We start from the raw sequence: 22,239 nt of genomic DNA on the forward strand, positions 1-22,239 counted from the left end.
ATCAGATCAGCCGACGGGGCATAACAAACTAATTCGTCGACTATGACACACTGTTGAGTTCTCAAGGATCACACGCACCACAAGGCGACACGATCTCTCGCTGCCCTGAAGGCTGATCATCGCTCGGGGCCGGGAGCCCGGCCAGACCGGCCTTGCTCCCCGCCGCTCCCTGGCGACATGGAAAACATTAGACGGGGTCCGCGGGAAACACCAAACCGAGACGGCGTGACGGCGGGCACAGCCTCGTTCGGGCTGCTCAGGCCCCGGGTACGGGCGGCGTCGCGAGCAGTCCGCGGGTGTCCGCGACGGTGCGGCAACCCGCCAGCCGGAGCGCCTCGACGGTCTCCTCGAGCAGCTCGGCGTGGAGCCGCGCGACGCCGGTCTCCCCCTCGGCCAACGCCCACAGGGGCGGGCGGCCGAGGAACGCGGCGTCGGCGCCGAGGGCGAGCGCGGTGAGGACGTCGAGCCCGGTGCGCAGTCCCCCGTCGACGTACACCTCGGCGTCCGCCCCGACCTCGGCGGCGACCGCGGGCAACGCGTGCGCCGTGGTGGCCGCGCGGTCGAGCTGGCGGCCGCCGTGGTTGCTGACCCACACCGCGGCGGCACCGGCCTCCACGCACCGGCGGGCATCGTCGGGTCGGAGCACCCCCTTGACCACGACCGGCAGGCCGGCGGTCTCGCGGAGCCAGTCGAGGTCGTGCGGCCCCAGGTCGGTGGCCTTGTCGGCGCCGGGCCGTCCCTCGTGGTCCGGCCCGAAGTTCACCCGGACCAGGCCGGGGTCGACGGTGGCCCAGACGCTCTCCCCGGCGGCGTACTTGGTGGCGACCACGGGGGTGTCGACGGTGAGGACGACGGCCTCGGCCCCGGCGTCGCGAGCACGGGCGAGCATCGGCTCGGCCAGCGTCCGGTCGGCAGGGAGGTAGGCCTGGAGCCACCAGCGGGCTCCGGTCTCCCCGATCTCGGCGAACGGCGTGCCGGCGTTGCTCGAGACCACGACGAGGCCGCCGGCCGCGTGGGTGGCCCGCGCCATCGCCAGCTCCCCCTCGGGGTGGACCGCCCGTTGCAGGGTGGTCGGGGCGACGCCCCAGGGCAGCTCGCTGCGCCGGCCGAGGAGCTCGACGCCGGGGTCGACGTCGGTGACGTCGCGGAGCACGTGCGGGAGGAAGCGGTGCTCGCGCCACGCCCCCACGGCGGCCGCGGTCGTCAGCGACTCGCGGGCCCCCTGCGCGACGTACTCGGCGACGGGCGCGGGCAGGACCGTCCGGGCCCGCTCCTCGAGGCCGCCGAGCCAGCCGGTCATCGGACCTCGACGCCCGCGAACTTCTTCTTGCCCCGGCGCAGCACCAGCCAGGTGCCGTCGACGAGGTCGGCGGCGGCGGGGACCGCCTCGACGTCCTCGACGCGGACGTTGTTGAGGTAGGCGCCGCCCTCGCCGATGGTGCGGCGCGCCTCGCCCTTGCTGGACGCCAGGCCGGTGAGGACGAGCAGGTCGACGACCGACGGCAGCCCCTCCCCCCGCTCGACGGTCACCGAGCCGGCCTCGCGCAGCGCGGCGCCGAGCGTCGAGCCCCCGAGCCCGGTGAGGTCGCCGCCGCCGAACAGCGCGGCGGAGGCCGCCTTGATCCGCTCGGTCTCCTCGGCCCCGTGGACCAGGCTGGTGACGTGCTCGGCCAGCGCCTTCTGCCCGGCCCGCAGGAACGGCTTCTCGGCGTGGGTGGCCTCGAGCTCCTCGATCTCCTCGCGGGAGAGGAAGGTGAAGACGCGCAGCAGCTCGGGGACCTTCTCGTCCTCGACGTTGAGCCAGAACTGGAAGAAGGAGTACGGCGACATCATCTCCGGGTCCAGCCAGAGCGCGCCGCCCTCGGTCTTGCCGTACTTCGTGCCGTCGGCCTTGGTCAGCAGCGGCGTGACGAACGCGTGCGTCCGGTCGCCGGTCGCGCGGCGGATCAGCTCGACGCCGGCGGTGAGGTTGCCCCACTGGTCCGAGCCGCCGAGCTGGAGGTCGACGCCCTCGGCCCGGTGCAGGTGGAGGAAGTCCATGGACTGCAGCAGCACGTAGCTGAACTCGGTGTAGCTGATGCCGGCCTCGAGGCGCCGGCTGACCACGTCACGGGCGAGCATCCGGTTGACCGGGAAGTGCTTGCCGATGTCGCGGAGGAAGTCGATGGCCGAGACCTGGGCGGTCCAGTCGTAGTTGTTGACCATCGTCGCGGCGTTGTCGCCCTCGAAGGAGAGGAACGGCTCGATCTGCCGGCGGACGCGGTCGGTCCACTCCTGGACGGTGTCGAGGGAGTTCAGCGTGCGCTCCCCGGAGTCGCGCGGGTCGCCGATCATGCCGGTGGCGCCGCCGACGAGGGCGTACGGCGTGTGGCCGGCCTCCTGGAGGCGCCGCGCGGTCAGCACCTGCACGAGGTGGCCCATGTGCAGGCTCGGAGCGGTCGGGTCGAACCCCACGTAGAAGCGCACGCTCCCCGAGGCGAAGGCCTCGCGCATGGCGTCGAGGTCCGTCGAGTGGGCGATCAGTCCGCGCCACTCGAGGTCGTCGAGGAGGTTCGGGTCGAGGGACACGATGGGCCTTTCGTCGCGCTGGGTACCTGCCCACCAGCCTGCCGCATGGACCACGCGGTCGCCCACCGGGCTCCGCACGGGTCCTCGCTACGCTGGCTCGGTTTGCACGCGTGGGGAGCGACGAGGAGGGCCGGGACGGGTGATCGCCGGGAGGTACTCCCTCGAGCGCGAGATCGGCCGGGGCGGCATGGGCGCGGTCTGGCTGGGGCGCGACGAGGTGCTCGGGCGCGCGGTCGCGCTCAAGCGGATCGGGCTCGCGCCCGGCGGCGACGGCGCCGACCTCGAGCGCGCCCAGCGCGAGGCACGGCTCGCTGCCCGGCTCAACCACCCCCACGTGGTGGCGGTCTTCGACCTCGTCGACGAGGACGGCGAACGCTGGCTGGTGATGGAGCACGTCGCCGGCACCACCCTCGCCGAGCTCGTGCGCATCCGCGGGCCGCTCGACCCCGACACCGCGGCCGACCTGATCGGGCAGGCCGCCGATGCCCTCGCCGCGGCGCACGCCGCCGGGGTCGTGCACCGCGACGTCAAGCCCTCGAACATGCTCGTCACCCCCGACGAGCGCGTGAAGATCTCCGACTTCGGCATCGCCCGGGCCGAGGCCGACGCCTCCCTCACCCGGACCGGGCTGGTCACCGGCTCCCCCGCCTACCTCGCGCCCGAGGTCGCCAGCGGTCGGCTCGCCACCCCGCCGAGCGACGTGTGGTCCCTCGGGGCCTCGCTGTTCCACGCGCTGGCCGGCCGGCCGCCGTACGACGTCGGGGAGAACCTGCTCGGCGCGCTGTACCGGATCGTCCACGAGGACCCGCCGCGCCTGGACGACGCCGGTTGGCTGCGCCCGCTGCTCGCCGCCACGATGACCCGCGAGCCCGGCGACCGCTGGTCGATGGCGCAGGTCCGCGACTTCCTCCAGGCGGGGCCGGACGCCGCCGCCCACCGGCCCGTGCCGGTCGCGCGCGCCTCGCACCACGACGAGCTCGGCACCCAGCTGCTGGCCCGCGCCGACCGCGGGCCGACCCCGCCGCCTCCCCCGCCCTCCGAGGCGACCGTGCGGACCTCGGCGCCCCCCGCGGCCGGCGGACCTCCCGCCCCGGGCCCCGGCCACGCCGCGCCGCGCCGCCGCCTCGGACGCCTCGTGCCGGTCCTGCTCGGGCTGGCCGCGGTCGTGCTGCTCTCCGTCGGCGGCTACCTCCTCGGCAGGGGTGGGGGCGACGACGCGGGGCGGGAGGCGGGTGCGGCCACGACCTCGCCGCCGGCGTCCGCGACCGGCGAGCCGTCGCCACCGGCGCGGCCGACCGAGGCTGGCATCGAGGCCTTCGTCCGCGACTACCTCACCACCGCCGCCGCCGACCCCTCCGCGGGCTTCGCGATGCTCACCCCGGAGTTCCAGGAGGCCAGCGGCGGACTGCCGGGGTACGCCGGCTTCTGGGGCGACGTGGACTCCGTCGAGGTCGAGCGGGTCGAGGCCGACCCCTCGGGCCCGTCGGTGAGGTACCGGTACACCTACACGCTCTCCAACGGCCGCTCGATCCGCGACGACGTCAAGCTGGAGTTGGCTTTCGAGGACGGCCGGTACGCCATCGCCGGGGAGGGCTGAGCCCGGACCGTCCCACCCCCTAGGGTGAGCGGCGGGGAGGCGGGCGAGGCGGAGGGAGCGGCATGGAGCTGGACGCGATGTTCCGTGCCGTCGTCGAGACCTCCCCCGACGGCTACTGCGTCTTCGACCTCGACGGACGCATCCGCTACGCCAACCCCGCGCTCGCCCGGATGGTCGGCGTCGCCCCGGAGGCGGCGTCCGACCTCACGGTCTTCGACACCCTCGACGAGGTCGGCCGGCAGCAGTTCGCCGCGCACCTCGAGGACCTCCGCGCGGGGCGGTTCAACGAGCGCGAGGTCGAGGTCCGGCTGCAGCGGACGGACGGGACCTCCACGTGGGTGCTGACCCGGGAGTCCCCGCTGCACGGCCCCGACGGCGAGCTCCTCGGTGTCCTGCACCGGATGACCGAGTGGAGCGACCGCCGCCGCGACATCGAGGAGCTCGTCGAGAGCCGCAGCCGGCTGGCCGAGGCGCACCGGATCGCCCGCCTGGGCAGCTGGTCGTGGGACGTCGTCCACGACGTGGTCACCGGAGCACCGGAGATCCACGAGCTGTACGGCGTCCCCGCCGGGGAGTGGCCGGCGACGTACGCGGAGTTCCTGGACGTGGTGCACGAGGACGACCGCGAGGTCGTCGCCCGGTCGGTGCGCGAGGCGCTCGAGATCGGCGGGCCGTTCGAGTGGGAGGGACGGGTCCGTGGCGCGCACGGCTGGGTCTGGACGCGCGGGCGCGGCGTGTGCCACCACGACCCCGACGGCCGACCCGTCGCGATGTCGGGCACCCACCAGGACGTCACCGCGGCCAAGGAGGCCGAGCTCGCGCTCGTCGACCAGGTCAACCAGAACGTGCTGATGCAGGCGGTGGCCTCGGCCGCCAACGAGGCCCGGTCGCTGCACGAGCTGCTCGGCCAGGCGCGCGACCTCGTGCTGCTGCACGACGACTGGGAGCGCGGCCGGGGCTTCATGGCCCGCGAGGACGGCAGCGGCGTCGAGCCGTACTACGTCACCGAGGACGACCGGCGCGCCGACGCCGAGGATCCCGAGCGGGTCGCGCGGGAGCTGGCCCTGGCCGAGCGCGCCTTCGACGAGGGCCGCTCGGTGTGGGACGAGGACCGGCTCTCGATCGCCTTCCCGGTCTCCTACGCCGGCCGGGTGCACGCCGTCGTCGTCATCACCTCCGCGCCCCCGCTGACCCGGCACCGCATGGTCCAGGACATGGTCGAGGCCGTGGCCGTGCAGATGGCCCGGGTCGCCGAGCGCGAGCAGGCCGAGCGGCAGCTGGCCGCCGCCCGGGACCAGGCGATGGAGGCCTCGCGGCAGAAGTCGGAGTTCCTCGCCACGATGAGCCACGAGATCCGCACCCCGCTCAACGGGGTGATCGGCCTCAACGACCTGCTGCTGCGCTCCGCCCTCGACGCCGACCAGCTGCGGCTGGCCTCGGGCGTGCAGGTGGCCAGCCGGGCGCTGCTCGGCGTCATCAACGACATCCTCGACTTCTCCAAGATCGAGGCCGGACGCCTGGAGCTCGAGGAGGTCGACTTCGAGGTGCGGCCGGTCTTCGACCAGGTCGCCGCGGTCATGGCCGAGAGCGCCCGGGCCAAGGGGCTGGAGCTGATCGTCTCCTGCCACCCCGACGTCCCCGAGGTGCTGGCCGGCGACCCCACCCGCCTGGCGCAGGTGCTCACCAACCTGGTCTCCAACGCCGTGAAGTTCACCCCGCGCGGCGAGGTGTTCGTCCGGGCGACCTGCGCGCCCGTCGACGGCGGCCGCACGCGGCTCCACGTGGAGGTCGCCGACACCGGGGTGGGGGTGGACCCGACGAAGGCGCCGGGCCTCTTCGAGCCGTTCACCCAGGCCGACGCCTCGACCACCCGCGTCTACGGCGGGACCGGGCTGGGCCTGGCCATCTCCAAGGAGATCGTCGAGGCGCTCGGCGGCCGGATCGGCTTCGCCGCCAACCCCGGCGGCGGCAGCGTCTTCTCCTTCAGCGCGGTCTTCGACCAGCCCACCGGCACCGCCCCCGACGCCGGCGACGCCCACGCCCGCACCTGGCTGGCGGACCGCCGGGTGCTCGTGGTCGACGACAACACCCACAACCGGCTGATCCTCGAGGAGCAGCTGCGCTGGTGGCAGGTCCGCGCGGTCAGCGTCGGCAGCGCCACCGAGGCCGAGGCCGTGCTCGCCCGGGCGCGCGACGAGGGCGACCCGTTCGACGCAGCGCTGCTGGACATGGCGATGCCCGACCGCGACGGCCTCGACCTGGCCCGGGCCCTGCGCCGGGACGCGGCGTACGACGACCTCAGCCTGGTCATGCTCACCTCCTTCACCAGCGTCGACCCCGACGAGGTCGCCGCAGCCGGCATCGCCAGCTGCCTGACCAAGCCGGTCCTCGCGCCCGTGCTGCGCGGCGTGCTGCTCCGCGTGCTGGCGGGGGTCGAGGCCTCACCGGTGGCGCGCGAGCCCGAACCGCGGGCCGGGGCCGAGCAGCAGGTGCTCGTCGTCGAGGACAACCCCGTCAACCAGATGGTGGCCAGCGGCCTGCTGGAGTCGATGGGTTACCGCGTCCTCACCGCCGAGGACGGCGTCGAGGCGCTCGAGGTGCTCGCGGAGCGGTCGGTCGACGCCGTGCTGATGGACGTGCAGATGCCCCGCCTGGACGGGTACGCCGCGACCCGCGAGCTGCGCCGGCGTGAGCCCGACGGCTGCCGGGTACCTGTGATCGCGATGACCGCGGCCGCGGTCGAGGGCGAGCGCGAGCGCTGCCTCGACGCCGGGATGGACGACTTCCTGACCAAGCCCGTCGACCCGGCCGCGCTGGGGGCCGTGTTGTCGCAGTGGATCGGGGCCGCCGGTCCCGCGCCGTCGATCGAGGAGGAACCTGTGGAGCCGTCACCGTCGAACCCCGTGGACGGACTCGACGTCGAGCGGCTGGACATGCTGCGTGACCTCGACCCCGGCAACACCGCCTACCTCGACCGGGCCATCGGCAACTTCCTCGCCAACACCGGGCCGGCCGTCGACCGGCTGCGGGAGCTGGTCGCCGGCGACGACGTCGACGGGATGCGCCAGGCCGCGCACAAGCTGGCCGGGAGCGCGCTCAACCTGGGCGTGACCGACGTGGGGCTGACCGCGCGCGAGCTGGAGCTCCTCGGTGACGCCGGCACGACCGAGGGCGCCCTCCCGGTGCTCGCCGCGCTCGAGGCCGCCGTCGAGCGCGGGCAGCGCCTGCTCGAGGGCTACCGGGCTGGGTACTCCGCGTCCTCCTGACGCCCACGATCGGCGCCGACCTGGCCGCTCACCAGGCCTTTTTCACCCCTTCGGGCGACCAGTTCGGGTCGGGTGGGGCATCCGGACCCGCCTAGGTTCTACCCATCATGAACAGCGCGCCAGACAAGGCCCCCGCGGGGCGTCGTCGCCCCGTCCGGGTCGGTGTCGTGGACGAGTCCGAGCTGGTCACCACCGGGGTCGAGGGCATGCTCGCCCCGTACGCCGGGCGGCTCACGGTCGTCGACGAGCCGGCGGTGGCCGACGTCGTGCTGTGCGATCCCCTGGGCAGGCCGCTGGACATCGAGTCCTACCTCGCCGACGTCCACCGGCGCACCCACGGCCGGGTCGTCGTCTTCACCTGGCGCCTCGACCAGGGCAGCGTGCGGCGGGTGCTCGCCGCAGGCGCGTGCGGCTTCGTCTCCAAGGCCGTCGACGCGGACGAGCTCGTGCGCGTCATCGACGTGGTGCACCGCGGTGGGACCGTCGAGGCACCGGGGCCGGCCCTGGCGCTCCGCGACTCGACCCGCGACTCGCTGAGCGCCCGCGAGGCCGAGGTGCTCTCCCTCATCTGCCGGGGCCGCAGCAACCTGGAGATCGCCGCGGAGCTCTTCGTCTCGGTCAACTCGGTCAAGACCTACATCCGGCAGATCTACCACAAGATCGGTGTCTCCCGGCGCTCGCAGGCCGTGGCCTGGGGCATCCAGCGCGGCTACTGAGCCGGCGCCGCGCACGGTGCTCGGCGGGTGCTCTGTGGGCTCTGTGGGCTCGGCGGGCTCGGCGGGCTCGGCGGGCTCGGCGGGCTCGGCGGGCGGGTTTGTCGCCGGGGGCCGCGGGTACGGGGCGGCCATGAGTGATTCGAACACAGATGCGAACGCCGCGATGAACGTCTCCGCCGACCTCACCAAGGCCGAGGCGTCCGAGCACATCGACCGGCTCCAGCAGGCGACCGGGCGCGGAGCCGACGCCTGAGCGGGCCGGCCGGGTCGGCCGGCCGGGTCGGCTCCGGGGTCAGGTCAGGTCCACCCGGCCGCCGCGCTCGACGGTCCGCAGCTGGGTGGGCAGGCCCCGCTCGCGGCACCGCTCGAGGAAGTCGGCGCGGTCGGACCGGAAGACCGTGTAGTCGTCGAAGTGGACCGGCACCGTGACGGCCGGGCGCAGCAGGTCGACGAGGTCGGCGCCCTGCCGGTCGTCCATGGTCACCAGGACACCGAGGGCGCGCGTGCCGCCGAGGTGGACGACCGCGGCGTCGAGCGGGCCGGTGCGGTCCACCACGTCACGCAGGTAGGGACGGAACAGCGTGTCCCCGCTGACGTACACCCGGAAGACCGGCCGCCCGGGCTCCTCCAGCTCCAGCACGCTGCCCATCACCGGCGGCATGACGTGCTTGGCCGGGCCGGGGCCGTGCTGCCCCGGGACGGCCATGATCCGCAGCCGGCTGCCCCGGCTCGCCAGGTCCAGCGACTCCCACGTCCGCATGCCGTGGGCGCCGGCGAAGCCCCAGCGGGTGAGCGTCCGGCTCGAGGCGGGCGTGGTGGCGACCAGCAGGCCGCGGTCGAGCTCGCGGCGCGCGATCCGGTCGAAGTGGTCGCCGTGGAGGTGGCTGAGCAGCACGCCGTCGAGGGCCGGCAGGTCGGCCGGCTGCAGCGACGGCTCGGTCAGCCGCTGGGAGAACAGGCCCTTGCCGAGGTAGGCGCGCTGACCGCGGTGCAGGAAGTTGGGGTCGGTGAGCAGCGTGAACGGCCCGAGCCGCAGGATCGTCGTGGCCGTGCCGACGAACTCGAGGGACGCGGCCGAGGGGCCGTCGTTCGCGGGAGGAGTCATGCCGCCGGGGTTCCCGCTCGGGGACCGGGCCAACCGTGCGGCGAGAGGTGAGCGCCGGGCCGTGGAACTGGGGGGTGTGACCACGGCCCGGCGCGGAGGAATCTAGCTCCCGACGCCGGGGGCGGGAATCGTCCGTTCGGCTAATTTGTGGACGGCCGCCGACGGGTACTGCGTGCCCATGAACCGACCGTCCCGGCTCGCGAGCCTGCTCTACGGCATCGGCCTCGGCGGGTTCGTCGACGGCATCGTGCTGCACCAGGTGCTCCAGTGGCACCACATGGTCAGCCACGTCGACGACTACCCGACCACGACCGTCGCCGGCCTGGAGGCCAACACCCTCGCCGACGGGCTGTTCCACGTGCTGGCCTGGCTCTGCGTGGTCGCCGGATCCGTGCTGACCGTCCGCGCCTGGCAGCAGGGGCGGCTCGCGCCCACCTGGTCCTTCCACCTCGGCCTCGTGCTCGCCGGCTGGGGGCTGTTCAACCTCGTCGAGGGGGTCGTGAACCACCACCTCCTCGGCGTCCACCACGTCCGCGACGACCTCGGCGCACCGCTCTCGTGGGACCTCGGGTTCCTCGCCTCCGGCGTGCTGCTCCTCCTCGGCGGTTGGCTCCTCCACCGCCGCGGCGACCGGGCGCTGGCCGAGGGCACGGCGAGCCGGGCCGTCCGGGCCGGTTAGGCCGAGGCCTCCACCGCGCCCGTCGGCGCGGGGGCGGGCACGGCGACCGGCGCCCGGGACGCGCGCGCGGCGACGACCGCCACCAGCGAGCCGGCCGTGGCGAACACCGCGCCAAGCACCACCCACCCGACCGTCCCGTGCTCGATCGCGGTGACGGTCACGACGAGGGGCGCCAGCATCCCCGCGATCGAGTAGCCCATCTGGCTCACGCCCTGGTAGGCCCCGGCGTTCAGCGGGTCGGCCAGCTCGAAGGCCAGGCCCCAGGTGCCGGCCTCGGAGAGGATCTCCCCCGCCGTGCTGGCCACCTCCGCCACCAGGAGCAGCACGATCGCGGCCACCACGCCGACCGACCCGGAGGCGGCCAGCACCAGGCAGGCCACCGCGAGGAGCAGCCCCGCGCGCCGCACGGCCCGGCCAGCGGTCACCACCTCGTGGGTCCCCCGCGAGGCTCGCACCTGCAGGGCCGCGACCAGCACGGTGTTGGTGAGCAGGAGCACCGAGACCATCACGTCGGGCGCCGCGGTGTGGTGGGCGACCCAGAGCGGGACGCCGACGTTCTGCAGGCCGAACTGGAGCGCCATCACCGAGGTCAGGGCGGTGCTGGTCAGGTAGGTGCGGTCGCGCAGGGGCGAGCGCCCGCGCGGGGCGTCCGGTGCGGCGTGCCGGCCCCGGAGGGGTCGCAACGCCTCGGTGAGCCCGACGACGCGAGCCCGCAGTCCACCGAGCGGCACGGCAGCGGCGAGAGCGACGAACCCGACGACGACCATCGTGGTGCGGTACGCCGCGGCGGTGCCGACGAGGAGCGCGAGCGCGGCGAGGGCGGTGCCGAGGCCGATGAAGACGTTGGTGACCACGCGGAGCCGGGCCCGCACGCCGACCCGGTCGGGGCCGGTGAACCAGCGCGCGAGCAGGGTCTGCTTCGCGGTCCCCTGCACCGCGCGGGAGGCGACGGCCACGCACGCGACGAGCACGAAGGAGACGACGTCGTCGGCCGCGACGTAGGCCAGGAGCGCGAGGGCCTGGACGACCGTGGCCGCCTGCTGGACGCGGTCGGGGCCGAAGCGGTCGGCGAGCCGCCCGCCGAGGTAGGAGCCCGCGACGCCGGCGGCCCCGGCGATGGTCAGGCCCGTGCCGACGGTGGTCGCGGAGAGCCCGATGACGGTCGTGAAGTACAGCGCGCTCACGCTGTAGAACAGGCCGGTCGACAAGGAGCCCGCCATCGTCGCCAGCGAGAGCGCACGGGCGACGGGGTCGTCGGGGAAGAGGGTCCGCTTCAGCACGTGCGCAGTTCTCCCACGGGCCGAGCACCCGGCGCCAACGATGTAGCGTCCTGCTTCATGGTGGCCCGGTGATCGAGTACGAGCTGGGCGAGCTGGACCTCGGCGAGGTCCGCTTCGCGATCTCGCCGCTCAACGAGGTGGGGCTCGCGCTGCGCATCTTCCGCGACCCCGGGCGCTACCCCCACCACCTCCCCTGGCTGCGGATGACCGAGGCCGCCCGGTCCGGGCTGGACACCGAGGTGCTGGCGGCGCTGACCAACGACCGGCTGTGGACCCCCGACTTCCTGCACCCGCTGCCCACCTCCCCGCTCACCCGGTTCGCCGACGAGCTGGCCGGCGTCGCCGCGCTCCCCCCGCGGGTCGTCCGCGCCAAGCTGCTCGAGGTGCACGACGAGCTGCCCCCGGCCCTGGCCGGCCGCACCGACCGCGTCCTGCCCCGCGTCGTACGCGCGGTGCAGGGGTTCTGGGACGCCTGCTTCGAGCCCTGGTGGCCCCGGATGCGGGCGGTGCTCGAGGCCGACGTCGCCCACCGCGGGCGGGTCATCGCCCAGCGCGGGCTCGCGGCGATGTTCGACGACCTCAGCGTGCGGATGCGGCTGGTCGGCAACGTCGTGCAGGTGACCACGTCCGACCGGGACGGCTACCGGCGCTCGACGACCGGCGTCGGCCTCACGCTCGTGCCCTCGCTGTTCTCCCGGGGCGGGTCGACCCCGATCACGCCCGAGCAACCCCCGCAGGTGATGTACGCCGCCCGCGGGGTCGGCACGCTGTGGATGGCCGACCGCGTGACCGGTCCGCGGGCGCTGGCGGACCTGGTCGGCGAGGCGCGGGCCTCGCTGCTCGCGCTGCTCGACTCCCCCGCCTCCTCCACCGAGCTGGGCGTGCGGCTGGGGGTCACGACCAGCGCGGTGAACCAGCACCTGCGGGCGCTGCGCGCCGCGGGGCTGCTCACCTCGGCGCGGCACGGGCGCGCGGTGCTCTACCTGCGCTCCGAGCTCGGCGACCGGCTGCTGCGGGGCGGCTGAGCGCACTCGGGGCCGGCAGGGGCGCGCGGAAACCCCCCATGTGGGAGATGCGGCCGGGGGCGGCGCAGGACTCGAATGGAGGTCCGTGCCCTGCCCCCCACCGGAGGATGATGATGACCCGACCACGGACCACGCTGTTGGCCGCCCTGACCACGTTGACGGCCGGCGCCGCCCTCGCCGCCTCGACCGTCGGCCCCGCCCAGGCGCGCGTCGCACCCGAGCCCGACGACCTCACCACGATCGCCTCGCTCAGCGGGCCCCGCGGGGTCGACTCCGTGGGCCGCGGCCTGACCCTCGTCACCGAGGACGACGGCACCTTCAGCCTCGTCGTCGAGCGCCGCGGCGGTCCGGCCGTCGTGCGCGAGCTGGGTGGCCTGCCCGCGGCCGCGGGCTTCGCCCAGGCGATCTCGGCCGCCCGCGGGAAGGTGTACTTCCTGACCGGCGGTGGCGCCGCCGCGGCGGACATCCCCCCGGGCGGCGCGACGCTGTACTCCTGGACGCGTGCCGGTGGCCTGCAGGTCGTCGCCGACCTCGCCGCCTACCAGGCCGAGGACCCCGACCCCTACGACATCGAGGACGTGCCGACCGACACGAACCCCTTCGGCCTCCACGCCCTGCGCGACGGCACCGTCCTGGTCGCCGACGCAGGCAACAACGACCTGCTGCGGGTCTGGCCCGACGGCACCGTCAAGACCGTCGCCCGGTTCGCGCCGCGGGTCGTCGCCATCCCCGACAACCTCCCCGAGGAGCCGCCGGCGGCGCCGCTGCGCCTGTCCGCGGGCCGCGGTGCCGGCGACACCCCGGCGCCGGCACCGATGCCTCCGATGATCCCCGCGGAGTCGGTCACGACCTCGGTCACGGTGGGCGCGGACGGCTACTGGTACGTCAGCGAGCTGCGCGGCTTCCCGGCCACGCCGGGCACCTCCCAGGTCTGGCGGATCCGGCCCGGCTCCGAGGATGCGGTCTGCGACCCGGCGCCGTACGACGCGCACCAGGCCGCCCCCCGGCGCCACCACCGGCCGGCCTGCACCCGCTACGCCGACGGCCTGACCTCGATCGTCGACCTCGCCGCGGACCGCAAGGGCGGCATCTACGCCCTCAGCCTGTCGAAGGCGTCGTGGCTCCAGGCCGAGGCCGGCACCCCCGGCGCCGAGGTCGGCGGGCTCTTCCGCATCACGTCGCACCGCCACCACACCCACACCCGGGAGCTCGTCCCCGGTGAGCTCAACGCCCCCGGTGGCGTCGACGTCGCCCGCAACGGCGACATCTACCTGACCGGGCCCGTCTTCGGGCCCGGGTCGCTCATGCGACTGGACTGAGCCGAACCGAGCTGAACCGAACCGACCGGCCTGCCGCGACGCCCCACCAGCGTCGCGGCAGGCTGGGTCCATGGACCCGAGCAGCAGCGACCCGGACTTCGACGCCATCACCGACTGGGCGATGTCCCTGCTGACCATGCGGGTCAACACCCCCTCCGGGGAGTGGCTGCCGGAGGACTTCGAACGCGTCTACCGCCAGGGCTGGGCCGAGCTCGAGGGCTCCTTCGGGGCCAGCACGGCCAGCGAGATGGCGATCCTCGACCTCGCGAACATCGCCATGCACCTCGTCGACTACCTGGTCGCGGTCACCGGCGAGCCGGCCTCGCGCTGGCTCGAGCAGGTCCGCCGCGACTACGTCGACCTCGACGAGGACTCCTGAACCGCACTACGTACCCTGCGCCCGCCCCGAGGCCCCGTTGCCGTCGTGGGTTCCCCCGGTCGCTCCGCTTCCCCATCACCCGTCCAGGTGTCACCTCACCTGGACCCCACGGATGGAATCAGCAGATGCCCGAGACGACCGATCCCGACCTGCGCGCCCGGTTGCGGAGGCTCATCCGAGCAGCCGCCGACCTCGACGCCCTCAACCTGGCCTTCTTCACGGCCGAGACCGCCGTCGAGGACCACCTCGAGATGATCGACGCCGCGAGCGCGGAGCTCGAGGACGCCGTGCGGTCCTACGGAGAGCGCCGGGCCCAGCTCGGCCCCGCTCGGCCCCGCTCACCGCGGCCGGAGCACGACGGTGACCAGGGCCGCCCGGCTGGCGACGTCGGTGGTCGCGGTCAGCCCACCGGCGGCGCCGGCCGGGACCGGTCCCCCGCTGTCGGCGACGAGGGCTCCGATGCGGCCGCTGCCGCTGCCGATGGACTCGTCGCGACTGACGACCGACGCCGGCGGTGACCAGTCCGTGGTGGTCGAGGACTTGTCGGCCCAGTACGACACGACCCAGCTCCCCGAGCCGGCGACCGTCGCGGTCGGCGTCGTGTGGGACGTCGTCGCGGTCGTCTCGGACCGGGTGGCCACGGGCCCGAGCGGTGCGGTGGGCGACGTGCCGCGGTAGGCGACCAGCTGCAGGGCGACCTTGGTGAGGCTCGCGAAGCGCAGGGTCACGCTCGACCCCGCGTCCGCGGCGGTCGCGACGCGGCTCCACACGAGCGTGCGCTGGGAGCTGCCCGTGCGCACGTCGGCGACCTGCGTCCAGCCCGACGGAGGCGTGATCCCCGTGTCGCCCGCGCTCGCGCTGCCGAAGAGCAGCAGGGCATCCTCCGCCTGCACCGTCGTCGGGACGCGGAGCGTCGCGGCCGTGGTGTTGCCGGCCGCCCGGGCCACGCCGCGGAAGCCGATGGCCGACGCCGTCGAGGTCGTCGTCACCGCCTGGGTGGTCGACCCGGTGGCCCCGGCGGAGTCGGTGACCGTGAGCGTCGCCTGGTAGGTGCCGGGGGCGGCGAAGGTCCTGCTCGCCGAGACCCCGGTGGCGGAGCCGCCGTCGCTGAAGGTCCACCGGTAGCCGGCGACCGGGCCCTCGACGTCCGAGGAGCCACCGGCGTCGAAGGAGCAGGTCGTGCCGGAGCAGCTGGCGGTGAACGACGCCGTGGGCGGGGTGTTGCTCGGGCCCGCCAGGGTGTACGCCACGTGGAGCACGGGCGGGGTGGCGCCGTCGTGCGAGGACGCCCGCCGCTCGCCGGTGCCGGTCATGACCAGGGCCAGGGCGTTCCCCGAGCGCCAGCCGGGCCGACCGACGACCGCCTGCACCACGGTGCGGAGGTCGGCGGTGCGCTGGGCGGCGCCGGCCTGGCCGCTGGACCAGGCGGGCGGGGACCACGACACGGTGGCCGCCGTCCGCGGGCGGGAGGACACCGTGGTCGAGGAGGTCGTGAACGTCGCGGTGTCGTCCTGGGCGATGCCGGCGATGGTCACGTCGGTCGCGGCGCTGTTCGAACCGGTTGCCCGGAACTGGACCCACGCCTCGGTGATGGTCGCCCCCTCGGGCACGAGGAGGTCGTCGAAGCGGATGCCGATGGTCTGCGCGGTCGTGCCGGCCCGGGGGATGTTCAGGCTGGAGCCCAGCCAGTCGGCGTACCCCGTCGGGCGCTGCTCGACGTCGTCGAAGGCCTTTGCGACCGGGGTGTCGAGCGGCAGCGGCGCGCCCGCGGGCACGACCGTGACCGTGACGTCGTCGCTGCCGGTCAGGGCGCCGTCCGAGGCCGTGGCCCGCAGGACGTGGACGCCGGCCGCGGTGAACCGGGCGGTCGTGGTCGCCGCGTCGGGGGTGGAGAAGGTGACCGTCCCCGGCCCGGAGACACGTGTCCACCGGATGGTGGTGCCGGGCCCGGGCAGGCCGTCGTCGCGGACGCCGGCCGCGAGGGCCAGCGGGGCACCGACGACGACGGGGAGGTCTCGGCCCGCGGCGACCACGGGCTCGAGGTTGCCGATCGGCGGGAGCGTGGCGCGCAGCTGGTAGAGCTTGCCGTCGTTCTCGTCGGGGTCGGCGTCGTTGTCGACGCCCCGGTCGACGACGTAGAGGTCCCAGCGGGCCGGCTCGTCGAGCGCGGGGGCGACGGTGATGCCCGCGGCGAAGACCTGGCCGGAGGCCGAGATGTCGATCCGGCTGACCGGCATCAGCTGGCGGTTGAGCTCGTAGACCGCCTCGGAGGTGCTGTCCACCACGAGGAGGGTGCCCCGCCCCGGGTGGTAGCCGATGCCCTCGGGGTCCTCGGCGCCCAGTCGCTGGACGTCGACCTCCGTGGCGACGTCGTCACCGGTCGGGGCGACGCCGTCGAACCGGCCGTTGGGGCCCGGCCCCACGCGGTGCACGTCGTGGTCGGCGCCGTCGAGGACGAACAGCTCGCCGGTGGGCGGGAAGAAGGTCACGTCCTCGGGGTCGGTGCTGCCGAACGCGGCGGTGCTGAACGACGTACGCGTGTCGTCGGCGGTGCCCGCCCGCCCGTCGGCGCCGGGGTCGACCTCGTAGACGCGGAACTGGTCGTCGTCGGAGACGAAGACGTGGCCACTGCCCGGGTCGTAGCCGATGCCGGCCGCCTCCTTGGTGTAGGCCGTGGTCACCCCGCGGTCCACGACGGCTCCCGCCCGGGTCGTCTCGAAGATGTTCGAGCCCTGGTAGATCGGCGTCTCGTCGACCTCGGAGTCGGCGATGAGGAAGCGGTCCCGCTCGGGGACGTAGACGATCCCCGCCGGGTCCGGGATCGGCGGGGTGAGCCCGGAGGTCGCCACCGTGCGGACCAGGGTCGCGGTCACGGACGGCACGGCCGCTGCCGCCGGCGGGGCCGACCAGGCCGCCAGCCCGGCGGCAGCGACCGCCGCGGTGACCCCGACCGCGAGCGTCGCCCGCACCTGCTCGTCCAACGCACGTGTGAGCACGGTTCCTCCTCCGGAGCGCCGCCGTCGTGACGGTCACCTGCTCCAGAGTGGGACGGCTCGACCCAGGCGTCATGCCTGAAGTCGGGTAGACGGCGGCCCGGCTCGCGCTGGTAGGGCGTGTGGGGCTCGAACTCACGACCCAGGGATTATGAGTCCCTTGCTTCCTCGTCGGGCCCATCCGCCAGCGTCCGGAACTCGCCTGAACCGGCAAACGGCACCAGCGCGGGCGAGCCCGAACTTCTCGTTCTGAGCGACGTCGGCGTCAGCGACGTTTCAGGCTTCTGCCGCTGGGTCGACGGTGTAGATCCCGGGAGGGGACTCCGGCAGTTCCCGAGTGGTGAAGGCCAGGTGCCAGTCGGGCTGTGTATCTCCGTTAAGACGAAGCTCCCACGAGTACCGCTTGCCAGGAAGGATGGGAAGCGGACCGAACGGAAACGCCATTGGTACATCGATAGGAGTGCCGTGCTTTAGTCCGGGCGGACGGCCGACCTCGAACTCGCCTTGGACCTCGACGGGGAGCTCCCCCACCGGGGTCTGGGCGACGACCGCATGACCATCTTCGCCGAGCAGGCGGAGCTGCAGGTGGATCCGATCGTTCGCCTGAGTCCAAGGAACGTCGATCTTGATCGCGACGGCCGAAGGCGAAGGTTCGGGCCCAGTGACGCTCCAGCCCCCTCCAGAGATGTAGAGCTTGCCGTCCGCGACCGCTGCGTAGTCGCAGAGCATGAGGGTGGCCCTCATGCGGTGGCAGGCACCTTGGTCGAACTGACCGTCTTGAGGGTGCCACGGGGGGCGCGAACGTGCGGAACTGCGAGATCAGCCTTCCGCACGCCTCCGACGGCCTGCGACCCGCCTTGAAGCTGCAGAATCGACAGTTCGCTGCCGAAGGACGACTGGACGACTGGCGCCGACGACTCGTCCAACACCTCGCGCACGTCGATGTCTGAAGTATCGAGATAGAACGGCAAACCTTCACGCACCAGATCCCGAACCTCGACGAGGTCTGATCCCGTCACGACGAAACCCTCGACGTCGGGCGAATCCGCCCAGACGGTGCCTGCCTCGCGGTGATACCGCACCCTGACGATCATGCGTGACTCCCTTTCACAGCAGCTTGAGCGCATCCTCACTGCTCAAGCCAACGGTACCCACAAGCACCTTGCGGACGAGTCCCGGAGGCACTGTCGCACCATCGTGGAACGAGAACAAGACCCTCGGTCGTCCAGGAGCTTCCAGGAACCGGTGTGAGCCCTTCTGCCTAACGATCGCGTATCCGAGTGGTTCCCGCAGGAGAACGGCGAGGAGATCCTTCGCCTTCATCGAGGGGAACTGCGGCACGCCGCCACCCTAGGTGCTGTGCCGCCTCACCGCTGCCGCTCGGACCCTCACCATGTGCGGAGGCGGGATCTGCGGCTCGATCGCCAGCAGGCGCGCCTCAGTACGCACTGCGTATATCGAGCAACCACGGCGACTTGCCGCCGCCGACCGCGACGGTTGCGCATCCCCCACCGCGTACGAACGGCCCCGCCTACCTCCTGCCGCAGAGATCGCGCAGTACCGCTGACTCGCCGATGCCCGGTGGGTAGGGCGTGTGGGGCTCGAACCCACGACCCAGGGATTATGAGTCCCTTGCTCTGACCGACTGAGCTAACGCCCCGCGGGCCCCGTCCCCGAGGCGCGCAGGGGGACCCTACGCGAGCGTGCTCGCCGGCACGGAGCGGGGCTGCACGAAATGCATCGAGGGCCTGGCACGTCGTGCCAGGCCCTCGCTCTGCTCCCCCGGTTGGACTCGAACCAACAACCCTCCGGTTAACAGCCGAATGCTCTGCCAGTTGAGCTACAGGGGATCGGTGCAGCGCGCACACACTAGCAAGGCCCAGCGGCCGGGGAAAATCGAGGGGGTCAGCCCGGCTCGACCTCGGCACGGGCCGCGGCCAGGCCCCGCTCGGCCGCCTCGCGGACCGCCGGGTCGGCCGGGTCGAGGCCCTCGTCGAGCACGTATCCCCAGGTCAGCGCGCGGTCCCCGGAGGCGGGGCGGCGGGCCACGACGCGCAGTCCGCGGCCGCGGGAGACCGGCACGTGGCGGGTCAGGACGACGCTGGCGCTGACCCGTTCGCGGACCAGCTCGAGCAGGCGGCCGGGCTCGGCGAGCAGGATCCGGTGGACCGGCGACGGAACGCCCGGCGGGCCCACCTCGCGGACGAGGAGCTCGGTGGTGTCGCGGTCCCAGTGGGCCGACTCGACCTCCTCCCACGCGAGGCGCCGGCCGGGCAGGTACAACGCCTCGCGGGTCCCCCCGACGAGCCCTACCGAGGTCTCCGCCCAGGCGAGCAGGCGCTCGCCGCGGCGTACGTCGAGGTCGGGGCGCTCGCGACGCAGCGAGCGGGCCAGCGAGCGGGCCAGCGCGGCGGGCACGGGGATCCTCATGACTGGCTCCTCATGACTGGCTCCTCAAGACTGGCCGACCGTCCGCTCGCGCAGGGTGCGGCGGTGCTGCTCCAGCGCGGCCAGCTCGCCGAACATCCGGTTGTACTCCGTGGCGTTCTCGACCGGGTTGGTGCGCTGGAGCTTCGACTTCAGGTCCGCGATGCGCCGCAGGGCGGTCAGCTCGAGGAGCCCGAAGACGTGCATCGAGACGTACGCCGCGTCGGGCTCCTTCGCCGTGCGGATCGGCTCGACGCCCAGGGCGCTGATCGTGGAGGAGACCAGCGGGTCGGTGGCCGCGTCGCGCAGCCGGCCCGCCCACTGCGCGTCCCCGGAGCCGGCGACCGGGCCACCCGCGGCGGCGACGAGCCCCCACACGGCGCGGTACACGGGGTGCGTGAAGTCCTCGGAGCCGATCTCGGAGGTCGTCCGGCCGATGGCCATGGGGTACTGGATGACCAGCTTGAGCGTCTCCCGCTCGAGCGCGAAGCGCGGGTCGCGCAGGTCCGGGACCGGCGTGCGCGCGGGCCGCTCGGCCGGCTGCTCCGGCTGGGGCTCCGCGCGGCGGCCGCCCCGCTGGTCGGGCTTCGCGGGGCCCCGGGCCTGGGCGCGGCGCACCTCGGAGCGGGCCTGCTCGATGTCGACGCCGACCATGCCGGCGAGCTCGCGGGCGAAGGCGTCGACCTTGGATCGGTCCCGGACGCTCGAGACGAGACGGGCGCCCTCGCGGAGCGCGTCGACGCGGCTGTCGGCGCGGTCGAGGTCGTACTTCCCGACGACGTTGCCGAGCACGAACCGGTAGAGCGGCACCCGCCGGGCGATCAGCTCGCGGACCGCCGCATCGCCCTGCTGGATGCGCAGGTCGCACGGGTCCATCCCGTCGGGCTCGACGGTGACGTAGGTCTGGGACACGAAGTTCTGGTCGCCGGCGAAGGTCCGCAGCGCCGCCTTCTGCCCGGCGGCGTCGCCGTCGAAGGCGAAGATGACCTCGCCGCGGAACTCCTCGTGGTCGTGCATGAACCGGCGCAGCACCCGCGCGTGCTCGTCGCCGAAGGCCGTGCCGCAGGTCGCCACGGCGGTCGTGACGCCGGCGAGGTGGCAGGCCATCACGTCGGTGTAGCCCTCGACCACCACGGCCTGGGAGGAGCGCGCCATGTCCTTGCGGGCCAGGTCGATGCCGTAGAGCACCTGGCTCTTCTTGTAAATCGGCGTCTCGGAGGTGTTGAGGTACTTCGCGTCGATCCGGTCGTCCTCGAAGATCCGGCGGGCGCCGAAGCCGATCGTGTCGCCGCCGGCCTCCCGGATGGGCCAGAGCAGGCGGCCGCGGAAGCGGTCGTACGGCGAGCGGCCGACCGCGACGAGGCCGCCGACGACCAGCTCCTCCTGGGAGAACGCCTTCTGCCGCAGGTGCTTGAAGAGCGCGTCGCCGTCGCGCGGGGCGAAGCCGATGCCGAACATCTCCGCCGCGGCCTGGTCGAAGCCCCGCTCGGCGAGGAACTGCCGCGCGGCGAGCGCGTCGGGGGTCGAGAGCTGCTCGGCGTAGAACTGCTGGGCGACCTTGTGCGCCTCGACCAGCCGGTTGCGCTGCGGACCGCGGGGGCGGTCCTCGCGGATGTCGCCCTCCTCGTGGCGCAGCTGCACGCCGAACTTGTCGGCCAGCCGCTCGACCGCCTCGGCGAACGAGAGCGCGTCGATGTCCATCACGAACTTGATGACGTCCCCGCCGGCTTGGCAGCCGAAGCAGTGGAAGAACCCCCGGCTCGGGGTGACGTGGAACGACGGCGACTTCTCGTCGTGGAAGGGGCAGAGCCCCTTGAGCGAGCCGCCGCCGGCGTTGCGCAGCGTGACGTGCTCGGCGACGACGTCGTCGATCCGCGCCTTCTCGCGCACCTCGGCGATGCTCTCCTCGCGGATCAGGCCTGCCACGGGGCCGATCCTAGGCGCCGGGCGGGGATCAGTACTCGCCGGTCATCACGTTGTGGAGCGGCTCGCCCGCGGCGTACCGGTGGAGCTGGTCGCGGACCAGCCGGTGGGCGCGCGGCCACATCGCGCTGCTCGCGCCGCCGACGTGGGGGCTGACCAGCAGGCCGGGGGCGTCCCACAGGGGGCTGTCGGCGGGCAGCGGCTCGGTCTCGGCGACGTCGATCGCCGCGCGGACCCGGCCGGAGTGGAGCGCCGCGACGAGGTCGTCGGTCACGACCACGGCCCCGCGGGCGACGTTGACCAGCAGCGCGCCCTCCTTCATCCGGGCCAGGAAGTCGGCGTCGACGAGCCCGCGGGTGGCGGCGGTCAGCGGCACGATCAGCACCACGACGTCGGCGTCGGGCAGCAGCCGGGGCAGCTCGTCGATGCCGTGCACGCCCTCGCGGGCGGTCCGGGCGACCCGCACGACCTCGACCTCGAAGGGCAGCAGGCGCGCCTCGATGGCCTCCCCGATCGCGCCGTGCCCCACGAGCAGCACCCGCCGGTCGGCCAGCGCCGGGCGCCAGCCGGGGGTCCACTCGTGGCGGTCCTGGGCGCGGACGAAGTCGGGGATGCCGCGCAGCGAGGCGAGGATCAGCGCGAGGGTCAGCTCGGCGGTCGAGGTGTCGTGGATGCCGCGCCCGTTGCACAGCGCGACGCCCTCGGGCACCCGCGAGCGGACGTTGTCCACGCCAGCGGAGAGCAGCTGGACGACCTCGAGGCTGCGCATGCGCGGCAGCACGTCGCCGATCGCCGGCCCCATCTGGTACGGCGGCACGTAGAAGCGCACGTCCTCGACCGAGTCCGGCACCTCCCGCGTCGGGTCGACGACCTCGTAGCGCAGCCCCTCGGGGGCGTCGCCGAGCTCGGCGGGGTCGAACGGAAGCCAGACGAGTCGGTCGCTCACATTGTCGACCCTACCG

Annotated in this window: 19 protein-coding genes and 2 tRNA genes; 8 read left to right on the plus strand and 13 right to left on the minus strand. The window is 73.8% G+C overall.

All coding sequences use genetic code 11. The features are described 5' to 3' along the window. Positions 1–256: 256 nt before the first annotated feature. Together HPC71_RS14170 and tyrS are read right to left on the minus strand one after the other, a co-directional pair. Positions 257–1,300, minus strand: coding sequence for an alpha-hydroxy acid oxidase (locus HPC71_RS14170; RefSeq protein ID WP_154616959.1), 1,044 nt, complete (start codon positions 1,298–1,300; stop codon positions 257–259). Next, positions 1,297–2,568, minus strand: a complete 1,272-nt coding sequence (gene tyrS / locus HPC71_RS14175) for a tyrosine--tRNA ligase (RefSeq protein ID WP_171896823.1) — start codon at positions 2,566–2,568, stop codon at positions 1,297–1,299. Before tyrS ends, HPC71_RS14170 begins: the two co-directional genes overlap by 4 nt. Before the next feature lie 139 nt (positions 2,569–2,707). Between tyrS and HPC71_RS14180 the strand changes: the two genes are divergently transcribed. From HPC71_RS14180 to HPC71_RS14195, 4 genes are all read left to right on the plus strand, one after another. Then, positions 2,708–4,165 carry a serine/threonine-protein kinase gene (locus tag HPC71_RS14180; protein WP_171896824.1) on the plus strand — a complete coding sequence of 486 codons (1,458 nt, stop codon included), beginning with the start codon at positions 2,708–2,710 and terminating at the stop codon, positions 4,163–4,165. Between the two features lie 62 nt (positions 4,166–4,227). After that, the gene (locus tag HPC71_RS14185) at positions 4,228–7,431 is read left to right on the plus strand and encodes a response regulator (protein ID WP_154616961.1); all 3,204 of its coding nucleotides are present in this window, start codon (positions 4,228–4,230) and stop codon (positions 7,429–7,431) included. Between the two features lie 107 nt (positions 7,432–7,538). Next, positions 7,539–8,147: a helix-turn-helix transcriptional regulator gene (locus HPC71_RS14190; protein ID WP_154616962.1), complete on the plus strand. Its 609-nt coding sequence runs from the start codon at positions 7,539–7,541 to the stop codon at positions 8,145–8,147. A gap of 130 nt (positions 8,148–8,277) precedes the next feature. Then, positions 8,278–8,400 carry a DUF3072 domain-containing protein gene (locus HPC71_RS14195; protein WP_154673233.1) on the plus strand — a complete coding sequence of 41 codons (123 nt, stop codon included), beginning with the start codon at positions 8,278–8,280 and terminating at the stop codon, positions 8,398–8,400. A gap of 39 nt (positions 8,401–8,439) precedes the next feature. On the opposite strand, the gene HPC71_RS14200 is transcribed toward HPC71_RS14195, so the two are convergent. Continuing rightward, positions 8,440–9,252 carry an MBL fold metallo-hydrolase gene (locus HPC71_RS14200; RefSeq protein WP_154616963.1) on the minus strand — a complete coding sequence of 271 codons (813 nt, stop codon included), beginning with the start codon at positions 9,250–9,252 and terminating at the stop codon, positions 8,440–8,442. A 178-nt stretch (positions 9,253–9,430) separates the two neighbouring features. Here HPC71_RS14200 and HPC71_RS14205 point away from each other — a divergent pair, with 178 nt between their 5' ends. Continuing rightward, positions 9,431–9,931, plus strand: a complete 501-nt coding sequence (locus tag HPC71_RS14205) for a DUF2243 domain-containing protein (protein ID WP_154616964.1) — start codon at positions 9,431–9,433, stop codon at positions 9,929–9,931. Here HPC71_RS14205 and HPC71_RS14210 read toward each other — a convergent pair. Next, positions 9,928–11,211: an MFS transporter gene (locus tag HPC71_RS14210; RefSeq protein ID WP_216656422.1), complete on the minus strand. Its 1,284-nt coding sequence runs from the start codon at positions 11,209–11,211 to the stop codon at positions 9,928–9,930. The genes HPC71_RS14205 and HPC71_RS14210 overlap by 4 nt on opposite strands. Positions 11,212–11,279: 68 nt before the next feature. Between HPC71_RS14210 and HPC71_RS14215 the strand changes: the two genes are divergently transcribed. From HPC71_RS14215 to HPC71_RS14225, 3 genes are all read left to right on the plus strand, one after another. After that, positions 11,280–12,236: an ArsR/SmtB family transcription factor gene (locus tag HPC71_RS14215; protein ID WP_171896825.1), complete on the plus strand. Its 957-nt coding sequence runs from the start codon at positions 11,280–11,282 to the stop codon at positions 12,234–12,236. Between the two features lie 113 nt (positions 12,237–12,349). Further along, positions 12,350–13,555, plus strand: coding sequence for a ScyD/ScyE family protein (locus tag HPC71_RS14220; protein WP_171896826.1), 1,206 nt, complete (start codon positions 12,350–12,352; stop codon positions 13,553–13,555). Positions 13,556–13,625: 70 nt separating this feature from the next. Then, on the plus strand, positions 13,626–13,934 hold the full coding sequence (locus HPC71_RS14225) for a hypothetical protein (protein WP_154673238.1): 309 nt from the start codon (positions 13,626–13,628) through the stop codon (positions 13,932–13,934). Positions 13,935–14,272: 338 nt separating this feature from the next. On the opposite strand, the gene HPC71_RS14230 is transcribed toward HPC71_RS14225, so the two are convergent. From HPC71_RS14230 to HPC71_RS14270, 9 genes are all read right to left on the minus strand, one after another. Continuing rightward, positions 14,273–16,930, minus strand: coding sequence for a PKD domain-containing protein (locus HPC71_RS14230; RefSeq protein ID WP_154616967.1), 2,658 nt, complete (start codon positions 16,928–16,930; stop codon positions 14,273–14,275). Between the two features lie 273 nt (positions 16,931–17,203). After that, on the minus strand, positions 17,204–17,671 hold the full coding sequence (locus HPC71_RS14235) for a DUF6941 family protein (RefSeq protein WP_154616968.1): 468 nt from the start codon (positions 17,669–17,671) through the stop codon (positions 17,204–17,206). Next, on the minus strand, positions 17,668–18,021 hold the full coding sequence (locus HPC71_RS14240; protein WP_154616969.1) for a hypothetical protein: 354 nt from the start codon (positions 18,019–18,021) through the stop codon (positions 17,668–17,670). The genes HPC71_RS14235 and HPC71_RS14240 overlap by 4 nt, the downstream gene beginning before the upstream one ends. Positions 18,022–18,034: 13 nt before the next feature. Next, positions 18,035–18,268: a type II toxin-antitoxin system HicA family toxin gene (locus HPC71_RS14245; RefSeq protein ID WP_216656423.1), complete on the minus strand. Its 234-nt coding sequence runs from the start codon at positions 18,266–18,268 to the stop codon at positions 18,035–18,037. 245 nt (positions 18,269–18,513) lie between these two features. Continuing rightward, positions 18,514–18,587 (minus strand) — tRNA-Ile (locus HPC71_RS14250). 117 nt (positions 18,588–18,704) lie between these two features. Continuing rightward, a tRNA-Asn gene (locus tag HPC71_RS14255) sits at positions 18,705–18,777 on the minus strand. A 55-nt stretch (positions 18,778–18,832) separates the two neighbouring features. Further along, positions 18,833–19,357: a hypothetical protein gene (locus HPC71_RS14260; protein ID WP_216656424.1), complete on the minus strand. Its 525-nt coding sequence runs from the start codon at positions 19,355–19,357 to the stop codon at positions 18,833–18,835. A 24-nt stretch (positions 19,358–19,381) separates the two neighbouring features. Continuing rightward, on the minus strand, positions 19,382–21,280 hold the full coding sequence (gene dnaG, locus HPC71_RS14265) for a DNA primase (protein ID WP_171896827.1): 1,899 nt from the start codon (positions 21,278–21,280) through the stop codon (positions 19,382–19,384). 28 nt (positions 21,281–21,308) lie between these two features. After that, the gene (locus HPC71_RS14270; protein ID WP_171896828.1) at positions 21,309–22,223 is read right to left on the minus strand and encodes a 2-hydroxyacid dehydrogenase; all 915 of its coding nucleotides are present in this window, start codon (positions 22,221–22,223) and stop codon (positions 21,309–21,311) included. Positions 22,224–22,239 lie beyond the last annotated feature (16 nt).

The sequence above is a fragment of the Nocardioides marmotae genome (assembly GCF_013177455.1).
GTDB classification, from domain to species: Bacteria; Actinomycetota; Actinomycetes; order Propionibacteriales; family Nocardioidaceae; genus Nocardioides; species Nocardioides marmotae.